Here is a 16,628-nt window from a genome sequence, read left to right on the forward strand (position 1 = left end):
TTCAGCTTCTTTTAAAATAGCCACGATTTGATGTTCAGTCATTTTTTTCATAATTAAATCCCCCTTTTTTTTATCATAGAGAATTTTCTACTTTTTTGCTGTACTATTTTAGGGGATAGTTACAGATAAATTTCATCTTTTCATCATGTTATTATCTATTTAACATCTGATTTTGACAAGTAAAACAGTCATCCAAAATCAAAAAATTAAAGAATAAATGATAATCATCAAGTATAGAGCAAGCTTTTTGCTAGTATAACAGATTATTATCTATACTTTGTTTAATCGATTAAAACTTTAAATTATTATTGGTATTTTTAATTAATTGTATATTATTATTTTGCAGTTATTTTATAAAGAGAAGATATAACTAAAGAAAAAATTCATAAAAAAACCACTCGCATAAACGAGTGGTTTGTATTGATAAGCTTATTTCGTACTGACGAAAAGAATTACATCATTCCGCCCATACCACCCATGCCACCCATACCACCAGCAGCACTTAAGTCAGTCTTATCATCTTTAGGTAAATCAGTTACCATACATTCAGTTGTAATCATAAGGCCGGCAACTGAAGCGGCATATTGTAATGCACTACGTGTTACTTTAGTTGGATCTAAAATACCCATTGCAATCATATCACCATATTCTTCAGTTGCGGCATTGTAACCATAGTTACCTTTACCACCTTTAACGGCATTAACAACAACAGATGCTTCTTCACCACAGTTAGTAACGATTTGACGTAATGGAGCTTCCATCGCACGAAGTGCAACTTTGATACCAACGTTTTGATCTTCGTTTGCACCCTTAAGTTCTGAAATAGTAGTTGCGGCACGGACAAGAGCAACACCACCACCAGCTACAACACCTTCTTCAACAGCTGCACGAGTTGCATGTAATGCGTCTTCAACACGAGCTTTTTTCTCTTTCATTTCAACTTCAGTTGCCGCACCAACTTTAATTACAGCAACACCGCCAGCAAGTTTCGCAACGCGTTCTTGAAGTTTCTCTTTATCATAGTCAGAAGTTGATTCTTCGATTTGTTTACGAATTTGTTCAACGCGAGCATTAATTAATGACTCCTCACCAACACCATCAATGATAGTTGTGTTGTCTTTATTGATTACAACACGTTTTGCTTGACCTAAATCTTCAAGAGTTGTTTTTTCAAGTTCTAAACCAATTTCTTCTGAAATTACAGTACCCGCAGTTAAGATTGCAATATCTTGTAACATTGCTTTACGACGATCACCAAAGCCAGGAGCTTTAACAGCTGCAACTTTAACAATGCCACGCATAGTATTCACAACTAATGTTGCAAGTGCTTCGCCTTCAACATCTTCTGCGATAATCAATAAAGATTTACCTGCTTTAGCTACAGCTTCAAGCACTGGTAATAATTCGCGGATGTTAGAGATTTTTTTATCGGCTAATAAAATATATGGGCTATCTAATTCAACAGTTGCAGTTTCAGGTTTATTGATAAAGTATGGTGATAGGTAACCACGATCAAACTGCATACCCTCAACAACATCAAGCTCATCTTGTAAACCAGTGCCATCTTCAACTGTAATAACACCTTCTTTACCTACTTTTTCCATTGCCTGAGCAATTAAAGTACCAACAGTTTCATCAGAATTAGCTGAAATTGTACCTACTTGAGCAATGGCTTTAGAATCAGCGCATGGTGCAGATAATTTTTTAAGCTCTTCAACAGCTGCAACAACTGCTTTATCAATACCACGTTTTAAATCCATTGGATTCATACCAGCAGCAACAGCTTTTAAACCTTCATTAACAATCGCTTGAGCAAGAACAGTTGCAGTAGTTGTACCATCACCTGCTGCATCATTTGCTTTAGATGCGACCTCTTTAACCATTTGCGCACCCATATTTTCGAATTTATCTTCTAATTCGATTTCACGAGCAACAGAAACACCATCTTTAGTAATGGTTGGTGCGCCAAAAGATTTATCTAATACTACATTACGTCCTTTTGGACCTAATGTTACTTTAACTGCATCGGCTAATACATTAACGCCTTTAAGCATTTTGGCGCGAGCGTCATTACCAAATTTCACATCTTTAGCTGCCATCTTCGTATTTCTCCTAAATTCTGTATATAAATTAAATTAGTTGTCAGTTATGCTTGTACAATCGCTAAAATATCGCTTTCAGATAAGATAAGCACTTCTTCATTATCGATTTTCTCTGTTTTAACGCCGTATCCTTCATTAAAAATTACGATATCTCCCACTTTAACATCTAGCGGCTGTACTTGACCATTTTCTAAAATGCGACCATTACCAACAGCTAAAACTTCTCCGCGAGTTGATTTACCTGCTGCCGAACCAGTTAAAACAATACCACCAGCTGATTTTGATTCTACTTCTTTACGTTTAATGATCACACGATCATGCAATGGACGAATTTTCATTAGTTATCTCCTAGCACTAATTTTTAATTAAGATAATTATTAATAGAAATCATAGAATTATGATTTTTTAATGTAGTGCATAATATATGGGGATTATTTTAAATTCTTCAAGAGAACAAATTTAAAAAAAATCCAACTGATTATTTATTCATCATCTTTCTGTTTGAATTCACCCTCAATAATATCACCCTCTTGATAATGCATTTGTGATGAAGAAAATTTTGATCTTATTGGCATTTTTCGAACAATAAATTCCACGATATGATCTTGTACATGGGGTATTAATAAGATTGCACCTAAAATATCAGTTAAAAAACCTGGAATAAGCAAGAAAAAACCGGCAAAAAGCAAAGCTACACTTCTAATTACTTCATTTTTATAGCTTTGATTGTTAGCTATTTTTTGTTGCATAATACTAAGGTTTTTCAAACCCTGAGTTTTAACTAACGAGAAACCAAGAATAGATGTTGCAATAATACAAATTAAAGCAAGAAAAATACCAATTGAATTGGCAACAGCTATGAAAAAGGTGAGTTCAAAATAAACATAAATAAAAAAGATAATAAAGCCAACAAATCGCATATATAATTCCTATAAGGATAAAAACATATTATTAAAAATTATCTTTTAATATGAAGATGATTAGCTATTTTTCAACCAAACAATATATATTTTAAAAAAAATATTACAAAAGGGATTGACTGATAATCACGAATCGTGTTTAATGTGCATCCATTGTTGCCCGGATAGCTCAGTCGGTAGAGCAGGGGATTGAAAATCCCCGTGTCCGTGGTTCGATTCCGCGTCCGGGCACCAATCACCAAATTCTAAGACCTGCTTCTAGCAGGTTTTTTTATGCCTAAAGCCTTTTCAAATAAGCCTTTCAGCTTGTTTCACTACTCAACCGAATTCAACTGGAATTACCCCAAATCAAGCGGAAAATCGGATACAAACCCGGATACATTTGGTTCGATAATGGCGTGTATCCATAAAATGGCTTTAAAGCCTTTGTTTGCAAGGGTTATAGAGAATTGCTTGCCAAGTAATTATATGTTCCTTATTTGTACTGTTGCTTTCAATTAATACCGTTATTATTTTATTTTTTGTAAACATTTATTTACACAACGCTGGTTATTTGATCATAAGATAATTATGTAGTATTCATCTCTAACCATTCATATTCTGATGAATTGATCGTTTTATGAGAATAAGATTCTTACGTTAGCATTTCACTATTTTACAAAGTCAAATATTAATTTTTATCGAATGTTTTCGATGTTTTATTGAGACTAAAGACAAGATAAAAAAATAATCATTAAAGGTTAATTAATATTATTATATAAAAGAAAATTATTAGATAAATAACACCAATAACAGACTATCTGAGTAAACCATCAGTTACTAAAACAGTAAAAAAATAATCTTGCTCCTTATCAAATAACTCTAATTTGATAAGGGCAACTACATGCAAAATAAAAACTTTACTATTAATAAACAGCTCAATCAGAAACTAATTACACACCTAAATAAGCTACAAGATAGATACTCAAAAATTTTACCAATCCGAATCGACATTCATTATGCTAAGGATGATGAGTTCAATACTGATATTGAAACAACCAAAAAAGAAATAATGTACTTCCTCTATCAAGCTATGCAACTTGAACTTGATATTGTAGGGTATGCTGTTGTTATGGAATTTAATCAGAATGAACATATCCATTTTCATTCTGTTTTTTATGTAAATGGTCAAAAAAGACAAAAATACTATCCTATTTACGTTGCACTGGAACGTGCATGGTATGAACTGACTAAAGGTTATTTGTATGATTGTCAGCGGAATAATTATCATATTAATGGGCTAAGGATAATAAATCATCACGATGATGAAGCATTTCGTTCTGTTTGTTATATGCTTAGTTATTTAGCTAAAACAGAACAGAAATCATTTTTTAAAGAGTGTCATAGTGATTGTCTATTTTTAAGTAAAGTCCCGCCTCCAAGTCATCGAGGAAAACCTAGAACACTTGGTTTGAATAAATTTTTAATTTCTTCCCGTATTTAATAACCTCAAAAAAAACATTTCCTTCATTTTGGAAAATCACTATAAATCTTTAAAAGTATGTTTATACAAATAAGTCAACAAAACAGACTAATTGCTATAGATACAATTCATATAAAGGAATAAAAAATGGACAACCATTATGACCTAATACTAAATAAGCTAAAAGTTCATCATAGATCGTTACTTACAAGTTATGGAAAGTTATATCCAGTCAGAATGGATTTTGCCTATCATGACGATGCCTATCAAAGGCAATATGGAATAGATGCGTATATGGATATGTTGAACTTGTCTGATTTAACATTACTTTCTAATCATATTCTTAGCATTGTTTGGGTAATGGCTTTTAATAAACAATACGGCTTTTATTTTCCAACCATGTTGTACTTTAGCTCAGAACAATATGCAAATTATAACGTTATTATGAATTCCGTTACCAATCTTTGGAAGAATGAAACTGATGGATATGGTATTAATGTTGAAAAAAAACTAACTAAGAATGCTTTATCTGAGTTAGCACAACTTTCGTGGAAGAAACATGATCCTCTTCATGCTTTGTATATTAACAGCATGCATACTCTCAACCAAATTAATTGATCGTTTATAACGATCAATTAGATCTTAACTGATCGTTATAAACGATATGACAGTGCACAATATATTTCTAATAATAATAATGTATTTTAATTCAATAATAATTTAAGGAGATAAAATGGTTAAATCTGATTGTGGCGAATGTAATAAGATTTTTATTAAATATATATTATTTATATTAATTAGTATATCGAGCGCATTTAGTGGTATTTGTGAAGCAAGTATGCCTCCAGCCTGTGATAGTAAAGAAACGGAAAAAGTCTTACTGTCGTTGGCACGTAAATATATTGATCCATTTTGGATAGGAAAGAATCGCCGATTTACAGGCACTCAAACACTTAGCGCAAACAAAGAAGCAGAAGAATACCAATGCCGTACTCGTTTTTTGTACACGATGGTAGGGGACTCTAAAAATCATGTCATAACTTACACTATTTATTGGAATGATCCAGTAAAAAAACGATTTTCAGTAGAACTAAATAGTATTAGCAATAATCATTAAGTTTATTCGTGAAGCAAACTCATTTATCCTGTTTGCTTCATATTTCTCCAATATATTAACTACACTCTTATTATAAATAATTTTAAATAGATATCATTAGTTGAACATACCAATATGTCCGTTCAATTAACATTTTTATAAGGAGTGTGCCATGTTAAATCATCAAATATTACGAAACACCTTATTTTATTTATTAGAGCCTTCTTACAATCATTTTCATTCTTTATTTAAGTCGACAAATAAGGAAGCATGATATGTCAGATAAATTACCTTTACTACTTGATAAACTCTATCAGCTTTGTTTGACTGGTGGTTATGGTTTTTCCTCTGCTTATACATTAGCCGAGCAACATAAAGCCAATTTCCCTTTACATTCAGATAATCTTGATAAACTAATCAAACATGAAACAGACAAAGCAACAGCTACAGGTTTTATCACAGGGTTAGGCGGGATTGCAAGTTTACCTATAACTTTGCCAACAAACGCCTTAAGTGTCTTGTTTATTCAATTGAGGCTCGTTACAACCATTGCTATCTTGCAAGGTCATGATGTGTATGATGAAAGAATTAAAATCTTAATTTTCTTATCATTATGTGTGATGACAAGCAAGTTAAGATTACAGCAGTTTTGTTTAGCTACATTGGTGAAACAGCCAAATGAAGTAATTCGTAAAATAAGTCTATCGGTCATTAAACAGCTTATTAGTATTATAAGTGCAAAGCATAGCTTAAAGTTAATTAAAGTGATCCCGATTTTTGGAGGTGTGATGGGAGCTGTTGTTGATCGCATTATTACTTATCGCATTGGCCAATTTGCTAAAAAACAATTTAATCAAATCTATTAGCTGAATAATACTAATAATTCAATTATCTAAAAATTCACCTATTTATAAATTTATCTCATTAATTTCAGTTTTTACATGAAAGACATTATGCTTTGCTCAGTCTTAACAGGAGAAAAAATGAAAAATTCCTATTCAACAAAGCGCATTGTGACAATAGCGTTAAAATTGCTCGAAAAGCAGATGAAAATAGAAAATAACCAATTCACAAAACCTAATCAAGTCATTGACTACCTTAGACTAAAATTAGAACAAAAAGAAAGAGAGCATTTTGTTGCTATGTACCTAAATAATCAACATCAGTTAATTAAAGTAGAAACACTTTTTATGGGTACAATTAACTCTGTGGAAATCCATCCCAGAGAAATAATTAAGCAAGCGCTTAAACATAACGCAGCAGCCATTATTTTTGCCCATAATCATCCATCAGGTGAGGCACAACCTAGTAGTGCAGATCGCAATATCAATCAAAAATTAACAGAAATACTAGATATCGTTAATATCCGCGTATTAGATCATATTGTGATTGGTCAACAATCGTATTTTTCTTTTGCAGAGCGAAGTTGGCTCTAATTTTCAAATGTATTAAAAGTAAATATATTGATCGTTTTTAACGATCAATAAGATCTTATTGATCTGTTTAAACGATATGACTTTACTGTAACGATCAGTGAGAATTAAAAAACAAAATTGAAATATCCTTGAATAAAAATTAATAATGGAGAGTATTTTTATTATGAAAAATACCTTGCTGGAGTTTTTAACTAAAAATAATTTTTATGGTAGTGAAAAAATTTATTTAGCACCAACAATACCGAATACAAAGTTATCAAATGCACTATCTTGTTATGGTCAAGGATTAAGGCCTGAAGAAATTTATATATTAATTGATAATACTGTATTTGGTGGGGCTAAAGATGGTGTATTAATTACAAATAATGAAATGATTTTTAAAGAACCTTTTGAATCTCCTATTAGAATAAATTTTTCTGATATAAAAAAAATTCACTCAGAAAAATCTAATATATTTATTAATGGTTCTAAATTAATCGCTTTATCAATGCCTAATGCACCCGATATTTACCGTTTATGTTTACTATTACAATTATTTATTGAACAACAAAATGAAAAACAAGAAGAATCACTAGACACCTCACAAACAACAATTTTTTCCGATAAAAACTGCCAATTTATAAATAACAAAAGCCATACAAACTCTACCGTTGAATCTAATGAGATTGAGCAAGCCACTAACGATTCATTAAATCAAATAGATAAAGGTGTAGCATTCAAGTATATTCCATCCGATGAAATTTATAATTTATTATGTAAGATAAAATTAGTCAGCTCAATTTCTACAATCTTTTTTTTAGACAAAAGAGAAAGCCCTCATACTTACATTTGTAATGAATTTATAAATATTGTTGTTTCATTTGTAAAACAATTCAGAAATAAAATTATAGAAAAAAAACAAGTTAGAGAATTAAAAAATGATATTGCTACCGTTGAAATGCAAGCTTTTGCTTGTTTTTTAATTATATTTAATATTCGATATCGAGGCGTTGATGAAAGGCTATGTCAACAAATAGCCAATGAAAGCATAAGATCATTGCCAAGTATAAATAATAATCGATACTCACAACACCTTTTATCTATTATCCAAACATATGACGATATCAATGGAGAAGAAGAAATTATTTTAAAATTTATTATCCGTTTAACTCTTACTAATTTGCTAGAAAAATCACTTTCTGATTTATCAAGCATTAGAGAACATTATACAGATACTGAAATCGAAAAGAGCATTATTACTTTGTCTTCAAATCTTGATCCAGAATTTAGCAGTCTATTTAATCAATTGACTAATCAAATTTCAAATTTTGTTAGTCAAATATTTAACACTTTTAATTATCATTAATTTTTAAAATAAGGAATGAAAAATGTTTAAAAAAATTATTTTCGCTTATCTTGTTATTGCTTTCTTAGTTGCCACTTATAACTACTTTACCCTTCCTTCAAATGGTAATACTCCTTATATGCTTGGAGTTGCATCAGCAAAAGGAATTTCGTGGTTATTCAGATTGTTCTAAAGGTATAACATGAAAAAAATAATTCTAATAATCATTTTATCCTGTTTGCTATTGCAAGGATGCTCTGATCCAAAATCAGATGCTATCAAAAATATGAAAGATGGTTGTATTCTTGCAACCGATTATTCAAATCGTTCAATTAAATATTGTGAATGTATTGCTGAGCATTCAGTTTCTCAATTAAACGAAAAAGAAATTGAAATATTTAATAAAGCAACAAATAAATTTACACAACAAGATCTTATACACGTTCAAGAAATTTTTTCAAAAATAACAGAAAAAAATTTAGAATCAAAATGCCAATACTAATTTTCAAAAGTATTACTTAGCTGATTAAAATCTACATAAGATGAAAGGAATAACAAAATGTTTAAAATAACCTCTAATTTACTCATAGCTATATCTCTATTATTTGCGGGAGGCTCATTTGCAAATAACAATCCTTACCAAGATAGCCAAATACATACAAATGAATCTCAATTAAGTCAAATGGAACCAATACCACAATATAATTATGTTCCAGTCTATCCTGAACGTTTAAAAACTTTTAATGAATTACTTAAAAAGGAAATACAACATAAAAAAATTACTTTAGACCAAGTTCAATGTATTGATGTTAAGGAAGGAGGATTATGTGAACCTCAAAAAGTAGTTGTTAGATTGGAGTTCGATCTTAGCTATGTTCTTATTGATGGTAAAACTGAAAAAGATGTTCGACTATGGGATATGGATAATACTGATAGACGAGATGCATTTATTGATATTATTGAAGACGATCTTGATAGCTGGTTAAACACTCATGGGCTTCCAATTCGTTCAAGTCGTGATCATGTATTTGCCTTAACTTTAGAAGCTAGGAAATGGTTTAAAGATGCTCCATTTTACGTTGTTGGTCTACAACCAACAAAAGTTGAATATATCACTTATAAATATACTGAACCAGGGTTATCTAGAGTAGATGATGCAAACCAATACAATAAAAGTCCTTTTTAACCTTAATACTTTAAATAAAGTATATCTATTAATTTAATAAAAAGCAGTAGGAAACAAAACTATGAAGCATTTAATTGTATTATTTTTATCTATTGTATTTTCAATTAGTATAGCAAATGCACAAAACAACGATGATATTAAACAAGAAAGATTAAATCGACATTTAGCGGTTATCAAAAATGGAGTTGATACTATACTTGTTCCTGTTAAGTTTAATGGGATACGTGACTATTATAATAATGCTGATATTGTTACAGTTATATTTGAATTACGTTATGGCTTTTTAAATAAAGAACAAAAAGATAAGTTTTGGGAAGAAAAATCAAAAGATGGCTCACTTAAAGCTTGGGAGTCTGAAGTCATCGATGGTTTAACAAATAATATTACAGGAAGATTTGACGTGGAAGGCGATACTGATATATCAGTTGACTACAGCAAAACACGTGAAATGGTTTACAACTATACTAAAGACGCTAAAAAATACTTTAATAGTAATAACATACCCGCCTATGTAATTAGTTTTCAACCTATTTTAGTATCTTACGAAAAATTCACTATTACCGATCCTAACTTATATCCAGATGAAAAACTCATAAGTGACTATTAATCAATAATCTTAACTAATTTTTAAATAAGGACTAAGTGACCATGAAAAAACTTATTATAACTACAATTCTACTATTTATTGATAGATAATGTGTTCCTATTTTGGAGATCAATTAAAACCATTAATAGATATTCTTATTGTTAAATAGTAAAAAAATATTGTTGTTACCTATCTATTGAATGTAATTAACCCACATCACTCAATAGAGGTACAACAATGTCAACATTCTTATCCCCTTTGGATGCACAAACACATCCAGATTACCTAATTGATATGAAATATATCACCACACTCACAGGCATGACAGATAAATGGTTTTATGCCTTGATAAAACAAAATAAATTTCCACCTCCTATTAAACTAGGAAGATCCTCGCGTTGGCGTCTAAAAGAGGTTGAAGCATGGATAAATACCAAAACTAATTAACAGTTAAATTTCTATTAACCAATAGCCACATAGTCAAATATGTGGCTTTTTTTATGTCTAAATTTCTATAATTGAGGAATTTCGTTATGTCCTTAACTGATTTAAAAATAAAATCAGCCAAACCACACGATAAACAATATAAACTTTCTGATGGTGATGGTTTATTTTTGCTTGTTCACTCCAACGGTTCTAAATATTGGCGCTTTCGCTATTATTTTAATGCTAAAGAAAAATTAATGTCGATAGGCCAATATCCTAATGTCTTATTAAGCGAAGCTAGAAGGCTACGAGACGAAGCCAAATCATTACTAGCTAGAAATATTGACCCACAGGTAGAAAAGAAAGCAAAACAATTTGAAGATGAAATACAAGTTACTTTTGAACAAGTTGCTCGTAAATGGTGTACCAATAATAAAACTTGGTCTGAGCCACATAGAGCAAAAGTACTACGAACATTAGAATTGTATTTATTCCCAAAAATTGGCGCTTATTCTATTTCAGCATTAACTACTCGTCAGTTAATTGTTCCAATTAAAGCTGTTGAAGAGCAGGGGCGTTTTGAAGTCGCTAGCCGATTACAACAACGTACTTCAGCAATAATGCGCTATGCAGTACAAAATGGTTATATTTCTTATAACCCTGCTCAAGATTTAAAAGGGGTAGTGAGTAAAGTAAAAGTGAATCATCGCCCTGCACTTGAACTCGAACAAATACCTGAACTTTTAGAACGCATTGATAATTTTAAAGGACGAGAGTTAACCAAATTAGCAATTAAACTTTCTCTACTTATATTTATTCGTTCTAGTGAACTACGATTTGCTCGTTGGTCAGAAATTGATTTCGATAAAAAGATTTGGACTATTCCAGCTGAAAGGGAGGAAATTGATGGTGTACCTCATTCTCACCGAGGTTCAAAAATGAAAACGCCTCATTTAGTTCCGCTAAGCGATCAAGCAATTGAGATTTTAAAACAAATATATGAAATTAGTGGAATGTATGAGCTGGTATTTATTGGTGATCATTCAGCTAGCAAACCAATGAGCGAAAATACGGTTAATAAAGCACTTCGAACAATGGGTTATGACACCAAGACAGAACTTTGCGGTCATGGTTTTAGAACTATGGCTTGTAGTGCATTAGTTGAATCGAATCTCTGGTCACGAGATGCAGTTGAACGCCAGATGAGTCATCAAGAACGTAATGGCGTTAGAGCCGCTTATATCCATAAAGCACAACACATTATCGAACGAACTAAAATGGTTCAATGGTGGGCTGATTACTTAGATTCAATCCGCACTAAGTTTATTATGCCTTATGAGTTCAAAACAAATTAAAAAATACCTTACTATTTAATTCATTTCTCAATATCAATTAATATCAAAAAATTAAGGAATTGTTTATGCAAACATTACCTAGTGTATCATCATGCCTAAAATCCACTGCGGTGGGTTCTGGTATGATCTCAGTATTTATCACCCATTTAGGAAAATATAACGAAGGACAATTGATTGGTGAATGGCTAGAGCTACCAACAACACCAGAAAAAGTAATACAATGCTTTAAACAAATTGGCATTGATAGTGTTAATTACAAAGAGTTCTTTTTAAGTGGTTACAAATCGTCTATATATGGCATAACAAATTATATCTCTGAAAATAGCAATCTTAATGAACTAAATTATTTAGCCTGTAAACTTGATGAATTGAATCACGATGAAATGGAAATCTATGAAGCAGCAATTGACATTGGCGTAAATATTAATTCAATTACAGACTTAATTAATCTAACGGATAACTTAGATTGTTTTCAATGTCTATATAACATCAGCAATGAATATGATTTAGGTTTCTACTGGATTGCCGAAAGTGGTTGTTATAGTTTAAAAGAACTCGGTAACTTAACTAATTACTTTGATTACGAACGATATGGCCATGATATTGCACTTGAACAAAGTGGCACATTTTATTCTGGTAATTATATCTATTATACAGGTGAAATTTTTAGTTCCGATTACGATGGTAAAAGCGTTCCTGAAGAGTACAACGTTTTGAACTATACAAGATCTTTAGAATGAGCACTTAGTAACTCTATAAATTTCCATGAAACTTACAGAGTTACTTTACATTACACATGAGTTAATATTATTTATTTTTTTGTAAAAATTAAGAAATATTAGTATATTTTCTTTAGAGTTAAAGTAATTTGGTAGCTGTGTGTTGAAATTATCATTTAAATAATTGATGCAATATTTTAGTAATTCAAGATATTCCTCAACCTTATCTAAATATGTTAAATTTTCTTTATTAATACGCTTTCGATGTTTGGAGATTAATGCAAAAATTTTTTTAAAAACTTTAATATGTTTGAATAGTAATGAATAACACATTGATATTGCTATAACTTCGAAAGTACAAAACATTTTTATCAAGTATATACCATTATTATCTGTATTTTCTTTATCTGGATTTTGAGGGTTCATGGTCTCAACACAATCATAAGGATAAGTATCTCTAAATGAAAATAGTATTTTATAATATTTTAATAAACCATTACTAAGAAAGTATGATTCTACCCTTATATACAGATAAGGTTGTCTTAAAAATTTCTCAATTTTGATAGAATAACGTGATTCGAATATGGGCATAACATTAATTAATTCTTTATTTAATAATATTCTTTCAAGATTTAATAATAGTTCGGCTTTTTCATAATTAAATTGTTTTTTTTCTGAAAAAAGATGATTAATTTTCGCAAAGAAATTATCCACGATTTCTTTAGTGATTTTTTCCGTACACCAAAAACTTAGTTGCCAACAATTATAATTACAGAATGCGTTATTCCTTTTATTTGCTATTGTTTTACCACAAAATTTACACTGTTTTCTAACAGAATTTTTGTGCTTTTGTATTTTGTTGACTTTTTCATTAAAATGCATTTTACATAAACGATATTGTCTTGCAAGTGGTGTTTTTGCAATGAGTTCATCACATTTTAGTCTTTTACATTTAGATTTTAGTGATTTGTTCATTATGATTTCCAGTTTCTATTCGCCTACCCGTTGAAAAAATCGATTATAAAATGTTATAAATTTCTCATGCCCCTCAATTTTTGTTGAAAGAGATAACTCAAAATAATGATTAATATAGTCGACGATTTTTTGAAATAAATATTCTTTCTTTGAGCTTACATCATTTGGATTTTTTTCTATCATGCTTAATACATCATACGTTATTTTAATGATATCTTTAGTAAATGATTGATCGCCATTGACTAAATTGTGGTAAATGGCTAAAGCCAGTAACTCAAAAAATTGAAAGGTTAGCTTTTCATCAGAAAACTCAAGATGTTTTAATGAATCTCTTAAAAACTTATCAAAGTGATTGTCTGTAGTTTTTAAAGGAGAAATAAACTCATTAGATAATGATATACGAGCAAATTGGTTCATCAAATGAAAATAAATAACGCTTTTAATCTCTTTTCTCTGTGATAAAGAATTGAACACCATAAAATGGTTGGCATAGAGCATATCTGCTGGTAGGTAAGAAAGAGTATAATCATTAATTTTTATTATAGGCTGGATAATTTCTTGTTTTATTTTCAAACATAATTCAATTAAATCGTTTTTATTTTTTTGTTTGCACTTTTTGGAGTTTCCATCAAGAAAAATTAGACTTTTATATAATGAAGTAGTGATCGGTAATGCTTTATCATTATATATTTGCTCACCATTATAGATTAACTCAGTGCATTTTTTATTCATATCTTTTTTATAATTGGTGTTCATTTTAGGTACTAATAAAATATTTTGCATCGTATTGGTTCCACCAATATCAAGATGATGCAGATGGACCAACTTTAATTTAAGCAAAGGAGCATCTTTTTTTAAAAGCACTTCATAATATTTTTTCATAGAAAGCAAGGCGTATAGGTGATAAATGTCCCCCCAATTATTAACAGATGCCAATCCCCATGGACTGCTTCGCAATAAGCGCTCTACACGTTGCCATATTGCTGTTTTTGTTACTTCACACACAATAGGATGTTCAACAAAACGCATTGCGATCCGACGACAGTTTGCACTACAATATCGTTGATTTCTTCTTATTTTGATGATGTTTTTACATACAGGGCATTTTTTAGGTATTAATCGTTTTTTCTGTTTTTTTATCGATAATTGATGTTCAAATTCAGCAAGATGTTCACTACATAACCCTTTTTTATATTTAAATAGCGCAGAATAACAGATGGGTTTTTGGCATTTTTTTTTAGTACATTTCGTTGCTAGAGGTGAAAATAATTTAGCCATGCAATATGATTAGCTTATTCAATTTGTATGTTAATTTAAATATTATTGCATTTTCTGTAAAGTACATTTTATGTGTAAATATATAAAACAGCTTACAAATAGAAATATGACAAAGTTTATGTTAATAAACAACCTAGAATAAAATGGAACTAATAGATAATAGCCAACACATTAAATAATATACGTTTGATTTTTATTAAATATTCTATGTTTTGGGGTTCCATCTATTGTTCCTATATTTTAGGTAATTTAACCCTGATAAGCTGAATACGGCATGGTTAACCGATATTACTTATATTAAATCAGGTAGTCCTTATCAAAACGGTTATATAGAATGATCTAATTAAACAAATTGAACGAAAGTATAAAATTTATATATTTAACAATCTGAAACAACTAAGAAAAACAACAGAAGAGTGGTTAGAAATGTATAACACAGAAAGACCACATGAAGCATTAAATAATATGCCACCAATTGAATATAGAACCATGAAACGAATAGTGTGATTTTCTACTTGGTTTTGGTACTAACAATGGGATATTTGCAAAATTTTTTATTCAGGAATGAATTGATATGTCCAATTTTAAACGTATACCCAAAAATCTACAGAAGAATAAAACTAAGAAAATAGATATTTTATTAATTTTGAAAAAAAACTGGCAGATGATTTTTATCATGTTAGTTGTTATTTGTGCGTTAATTTTGTGGTCATATTTGAATCATCTAAATAGGCAACATCTTTTTATTGACCTTATAAGAGAAAGTAAAACAGATCTTATTATCTTTATTTTCCCTTTTACTTTTGTTTGTTTTTTATCTCTAATTCTACTGAGTTCTTCAGGATTTAATACCGTGATATATTTAAATGAATTGGAATTTTATAATTATCAAATTTCATTTCTTCGTTATGTTTTACTGATTATAATTTCAGCATTAGCATCGACATTCCCTGTAACATTTGCTTTATGTTGGTCTTATTTTTTTCCTGAACAAGAAAAGTTAAATGGGGAACTTTTGCTCTTAATTAGTTTTGGAATAGCTATTTTCACTACTTTATGTTGTTTTGTTATTTTAAGAACGGTTAAATTAGAGAATAAAACCAATAACTGGAAAATATTTTCATACTCTATATGGTTATCTTTTTTACCTCTTTTAATCTTTTATACGACAGTTTTATTGTTATTTTTTAAATTTGTTACTGGCTCTCTTTCTTGGCAAAACATTGGACTAGTTAGTTGGCTCATTTTTTTTCTTGCGATTGTTTCTCTTATACCTTTAATTTTTTATTTTTATAATATCCATAACAAAAAATTTTCAGATAAAAATGATCTTCTAGTTCGCACAATAAAAGGTAGTTTTTATACAAGTATTATTGCATTATTTACTGTCTTCATTATTTTTCAAAAAACATTTATTTTTGCAAGTTACTTAACGTTACAGTTATTAGGAATAACAGATTTATCTTCTGTTTATGAATATGGAATTATTAAAAATAATGTTAATAAATTGAAATTACAACAAAATAAATGGGATTTTGAAGATGACGCAAATAATCTATTTTTAGTAAAAGGGACAATAGGATTTCACTTAGGCGATATTTATTTAATTTGTAAAAAAGATTTTAAACAAACATTTTTAGATTCTTTGAAGTATGATTTTGCTGACAATAAACCTATTTTTATTGACGATAAAAACTGTATTGCCTTTAATCAAAATGAAATTTCTGTTTTACACATCGAGAGGCAATAACCAATATTATGGG

At 29.9% G+C, this 16,628-nt stretch carries 20 protein-coding genes and 1 tRNA gene; 16 read left to right on the forward strand and 5 right to left on the reverse strand.

The annotated features are described in order from the left end of the window. Positions 1-452: 452 nt before the first annotated feature. The 3 genes from groL to B9N71_RS10090 form a co-directional block, all read right to left on the reverse strand. Positions 453-2,099, reverse strand: a complete 1,647-nt coding sequence (groL, locus tag B9N71_RS10080) for a chaperonin GroEL (RefSeq protein WP_085165836.1) — start codon at positions 2,097-2,099, stop codon at positions 453-455. 47 nt (positions 2,100-2,146) lie between these two features. Continuing rightward, a complete protein-coding gene (locus B9N71_RS10085) occupies positions 2,147-2,440 on the reverse strand; it encodes a co-chaperone GroES (protein ID WP_034915350.1) in 294 nt (97 codons plus the stop codon). A gap of 144 nt (positions 2,441-2,584) precedes the next feature. After that, entirely contained in the window at positions 2,585-3,022 is a 438-nt protein-coding gene (locus tag B9N71_RS10090) for an FxsA family protein (RefSeq protein WP_065590760.1), read from the reverse strand. A 158-nt stretch (positions 3,023-3,180) separates the two neighbouring features. On the opposite strand from B9N71_RS10090, the gene B9N71_RS10095 reads away from it, so the two are divergent. The 14 genes from B9N71_RS10095 (at position 3,181) to B9N71_RS10155 (ending at position 12,633) form a co-directional block, all read left to right on the forward strand. Next, positions 3,181-3,256 (forward strand) — tRNA-Phe (locus B9N71_RS10095). A gap of 649 nt (positions 3,257-3,905) precedes the next feature. Further along, positions 3,906-4,505, forward strand: a complete 600-nt coding sequence (locus B9N71_RS10100; RefSeq protein ID WP_085165837.1) for a YagK/YfjJ domain-containing protein — start codon at positions 3,906-3,908, stop codon at positions 4,503-4,505. A gap of 126 nt (positions 4,506-4,631) precedes the next feature. Then, positions 4,632-5,102: a hypothetical protein gene (locus tag B9N71_RS10105; protein ID WP_065625512.1), complete on the forward strand. Its 471-nt coding sequence runs from the start codon at positions 4,632-4,634 to the stop codon at positions 5,100-5,102. Between the two features lie 115 nt (positions 5,103-5,217). Further along, positions 5,218-5,601 (forward strand): hypothetical protein, encoded by a 384-nt coding sequence (locus B9N71_RS10110; protein ID WP_065625511.1) that lies wholly within the window; start codon positions 5,218-5,220, stop codon positions 5,599-5,601. Positions 5,602-5,855: 254 nt separating this feature from the next. Beyond that, positions 5,856-6,446 carry an EcsC family protein gene (locus tag B9N71_RS10115; protein ID WP_085165838.1) on the forward strand — a complete coding sequence of 197 codons (591 nt, stop codon included), beginning with the start codon at positions 5,856-5,858 and terminating at the stop codon, positions 6,444-6,446. A 117-nt stretch (positions 6,447-6,563) separates the two neighbouring features. After that, positions 6,564-7,016 carry a RadC family protein gene (gene radC / locus B9N71_RS10120; protein WP_143422111.1) on the forward strand — a complete coding sequence of 151 codons (453 nt, stop codon included), beginning with the start codon at positions 6,564-6,566 and terminating at the stop codon, positions 7,014-7,016. A 163-nt stretch (positions 7,017-7,179) separates the two neighbouring features. Then, on the forward strand, positions 7,180-8,361 hold the full coding sequence (locus B9N71_RS10125; protein ID WP_085165839.1) for a tudor domain-containing protein: 1,182 nt from the start codon (positions 7,180-7,182) through the stop codon (positions 8,359-8,361). Between the two features lie 22 nt (positions 8,362-8,383). Further along, on the forward strand, positions 8,384-8,533 hold the full coding sequence (locus tag B9N71_RS13070; RefSeq protein WP_160401672.1) for a hypothetical protein: 150 nt from the start codon (positions 8,384-8,386) through the stop codon (positions 8,531-8,533). Positions 8,534-8,542: 9 nt separating this feature from the next. Continuing rightward, positions 8,543-8,842 (forward strand): hypothetical protein, encoded by a 300-nt coding sequence (locus tag B9N71_RS10130; RefSeq protein WP_065610211.1) that lies wholly within the window; start codon positions 8,543-8,545, stop codon positions 8,840-8,842. Between the two features lie 57 nt (positions 8,843-8,899). Continuing rightward, positions 8,900-9,526 (forward strand): hypothetical protein, encoded by a 627-nt coding sequence (locus B9N71_RS10135; RefSeq protein WP_085165840.1) that lies wholly within the window; start codon positions 8,900-8,902, stop codon positions 9,524-9,526. A 61-nt stretch (positions 9,527-9,587) separates the two neighbouring features. Next, positions 9,588-10,133, forward strand: a complete 546-nt coding sequence (locus B9N71_RS10140) for a hypothetical protein (RefSeq protein ID WP_085165841.1) — start codon at positions 9,588-9,590, stop codon at positions 10,131-10,133. 216 nt (positions 10,134-10,349) lie between these two features. After that, the gene (locus B9N71_RS10145) at positions 10,350-10,559 is read left to right on the forward strand and encodes a helix-turn-helix transcriptional regulator (RefSeq protein ID WP_085165842.1); all 210 of its coding nucleotides are present in this window, start codon (positions 10,350-10,352) and stop codon (positions 10,557-10,559) included. An 86-nt stretch (positions 10,560-10,645) separates the two neighbouring features. Beyond that, a complete protein-coding gene (locus tag B9N71_RS10150) occupies positions 10,646-11,893 on the forward strand; it encodes a tyrosine-type recombinase/integrase (protein ID WP_085165843.1) in 1,248 nt (415 codons plus the stop codon). A 65-nt stretch (positions 11,894-11,958) separates the two neighbouring features. Beyond that, positions 11,959-12,633, forward strand: coding sequence for an antirestriction protein ArdA (locus B9N71_RS10155; protein WP_085165844.1), 675 nt, complete (start codon positions 11,959-11,961; stop codon positions 12,631-12,633). Positions 12,634-12,678: 45 nt separating this feature from the next. On the opposite strand, the gene B9N71_RS10160 is transcribed toward B9N71_RS10155, so the two are convergent. Beyond that, positions 12,679-13,587, reverse strand: a complete 909-nt coding sequence (locus tag B9N71_RS10160; RefSeq protein WP_085165845.1) for a hypothetical protein — start codon at positions 13,585-13,587, stop codon at positions 12,679-12,681. A gap of 15 nt (positions 13,588-13,602) precedes the next feature. Further along, the gene (locus B9N71_RS10165; protein WP_085165846.1) at positions 13,603-14,865 is read right to left on the reverse strand and encodes a hypothetical protein; all 1,263 of its coding nucleotides are present in this window, start codon (positions 14,863-14,865) and stop codon (positions 13,603-13,605) included. 375 nt (positions 14,866-15,240) lie between these two features. Here B9N71_RS10165 and B9N71_RS13570 point away from each other — a divergent pair, with 375 nt between their 5' ends. Both B9N71_RS13570 and B9N71_RS10175 read left to right on the forward strand, forming a co-directional pair. Then, positions 15,241-15,372 carry an integrase core domain-containing protein gene (locus B9N71_RS13570; RefSeq protein ID WP_370738312.1) on the forward strand — a complete coding sequence of 44 codons (132 nt, stop codon included), beginning with the start codon at positions 15,241-15,243 and terminating at the stop codon, positions 15,370-15,372. Positions 15,373-15,439: 67 nt separating this feature from the next. Continuing rightward, positions 15,440-16,615, forward strand: a complete 1,176-nt coding sequence (locus B9N71_RS10175) for a hypothetical protein (RefSeq protein WP_085165848.1) — start codon at positions 15,440-15,442, stop codon at positions 16,613-16,615. The last annotated feature ends 13 nt before the right edge of the window (positions 16,616-16,628 follow it).

The sequence above is a fragment of the Gilliamella bombi genome (assembly GCF_900103255.1).
In the GTDB taxonomy this organism is placed as follows: Bacteria; Pseudomonadota; Gammaproteobacteria; order Enterobacterales; family Orbaceae; genus Gilliamella; species Gilliamella bombi.

Excerpts from the sequence above, each read along its gene's own strand:
- B9N71_RS10155 (WP_085165844.1), top strand. The coding sequence starts at position 11,959 with ATGCAAACATTACCTAGTGTATCATCATGCCTAAAATCCACTGCGGTG.
- B9N71_RS10110 (WP_065625511.1), top strand. The coding sequence starts at position 5,218 with ATGGTTAAATCTGATTGTGGCGAATGTAATAAGATTTTTATTAAATAT.
- B9N71_RS10115 (WP_085165838.1), top strand. The coding sequence starts at position 5,856 with ATGTCAGATAAATTACCTTTACTACTTGATAAACTCTATCAGCTTTGT.
- B9N71_RS10140 (WP_085165841.1), top strand. The coding sequence starts at position 9,588 with ATGAAGCATTTAATTGTATTATTTTTATCTATTGTATTTTCAATTAGT.
- B9N71_RS10160 (WP_085165845.1), bottom strand. The coding sequence starts at position 13,587 with ATGAACAAATCACTAAAATCTAAATGTAAAAGACTAAAATGTGATGAA.
- B9N71_RS10085 (WP_034915350.1), bottom strand. The coding sequence starts at position 2,440 with ATGAAAATTCGTCCATTGCATGATCGTGTGATCATTAAACGTAAAGAA.
- B9N71_RS13070 (WP_160401672.1), top strand. The coding sequence starts at position 8,384 with ATGTTTAAAAAAATTATTTTCGCTTATCTTGTTATTGCTTTCTTAGTT.
- B9N71_RS10135 (WP_085165840.1), top strand. The coding sequence starts at position 8,900 with ATGTTTAAAATAACCTCTAATTTACTCATAGCTATATCTCTATTATTT.
- B9N71_RS10105 (WP_065625512.1), top strand. The coding sequence starts at position 4,632 with ATGGACAACCATTATGACCTAATACTAAATAAGCTAAAAGTTCATCAT.
- B9N71_RS10130 (WP_065610211.1), top strand. The coding sequence starts at position 8,543 with ATGAAAAAAATAATTCTAATAATCATTTTATCCTGTTTGCTATTGCAA.
- B9N71_RS10145 (WP_085165842.1), top strand. The coding sequence starts at position 10,350 with ATGTCAACATTCTTATCCCCTTTGGATGCACAAACACATCCAGATTAC.
- B9N71_RS10165 (WP_085165846.1), bottom strand. The coding sequence starts at position 14,865 with ATGGCTAAATTATTTTCACCTCTAGCAACGAAATGTACTAAAAAAAAA.
- radC (WP_143422111.1), top strand. The coding sequence starts at position 6,564 with ATGAAAAATTCCTATTCAACAAAGCGCATTGTGACAATAGCGTTAAAA.
- groL (WP_085165836.1), bottom strand. The coding sequence starts at position 2,099 with ATGGCAGCTAAAGATGTGAAATTTGGTAATGACGCTCGCGCCAAAATG.
- B9N71_RS10090 (WP_065590760.1), bottom strand. The coding sequence starts at position 3,022 with ATGCGATTTGTTGGCTTTATTATCTTTTTTATTTATGTTTATTTTGAA.
- B9N71_RS10150 (WP_085165843.1), top strand. The coding sequence starts at position 10,646 with ATGTCCTTAACTGATTTAAAAATAAAATCAGCCAAACCACACGATAAA.
- B9N71_RS10175 (WP_085165848.1), top strand. The coding sequence starts at position 15,440 with ATGTCCAATTTTAAACGTATACCCAAAAATCTACAGAAGAATAAAACT.
- B9N71_RS10100 (WP_085165837.1), top strand. The coding sequence starts at position 3,906 with ATGCAAAATAAAAACTTTACTATTAATAAACAGCTCAATCAGAAACTA.
- B9N71_RS10125 (WP_085165839.1), top strand. The coding sequence starts at position 7,180 with ATGAAAAATACCTTGCTGGAGTTTTTAACTAAAAATAATTTTTATGGT.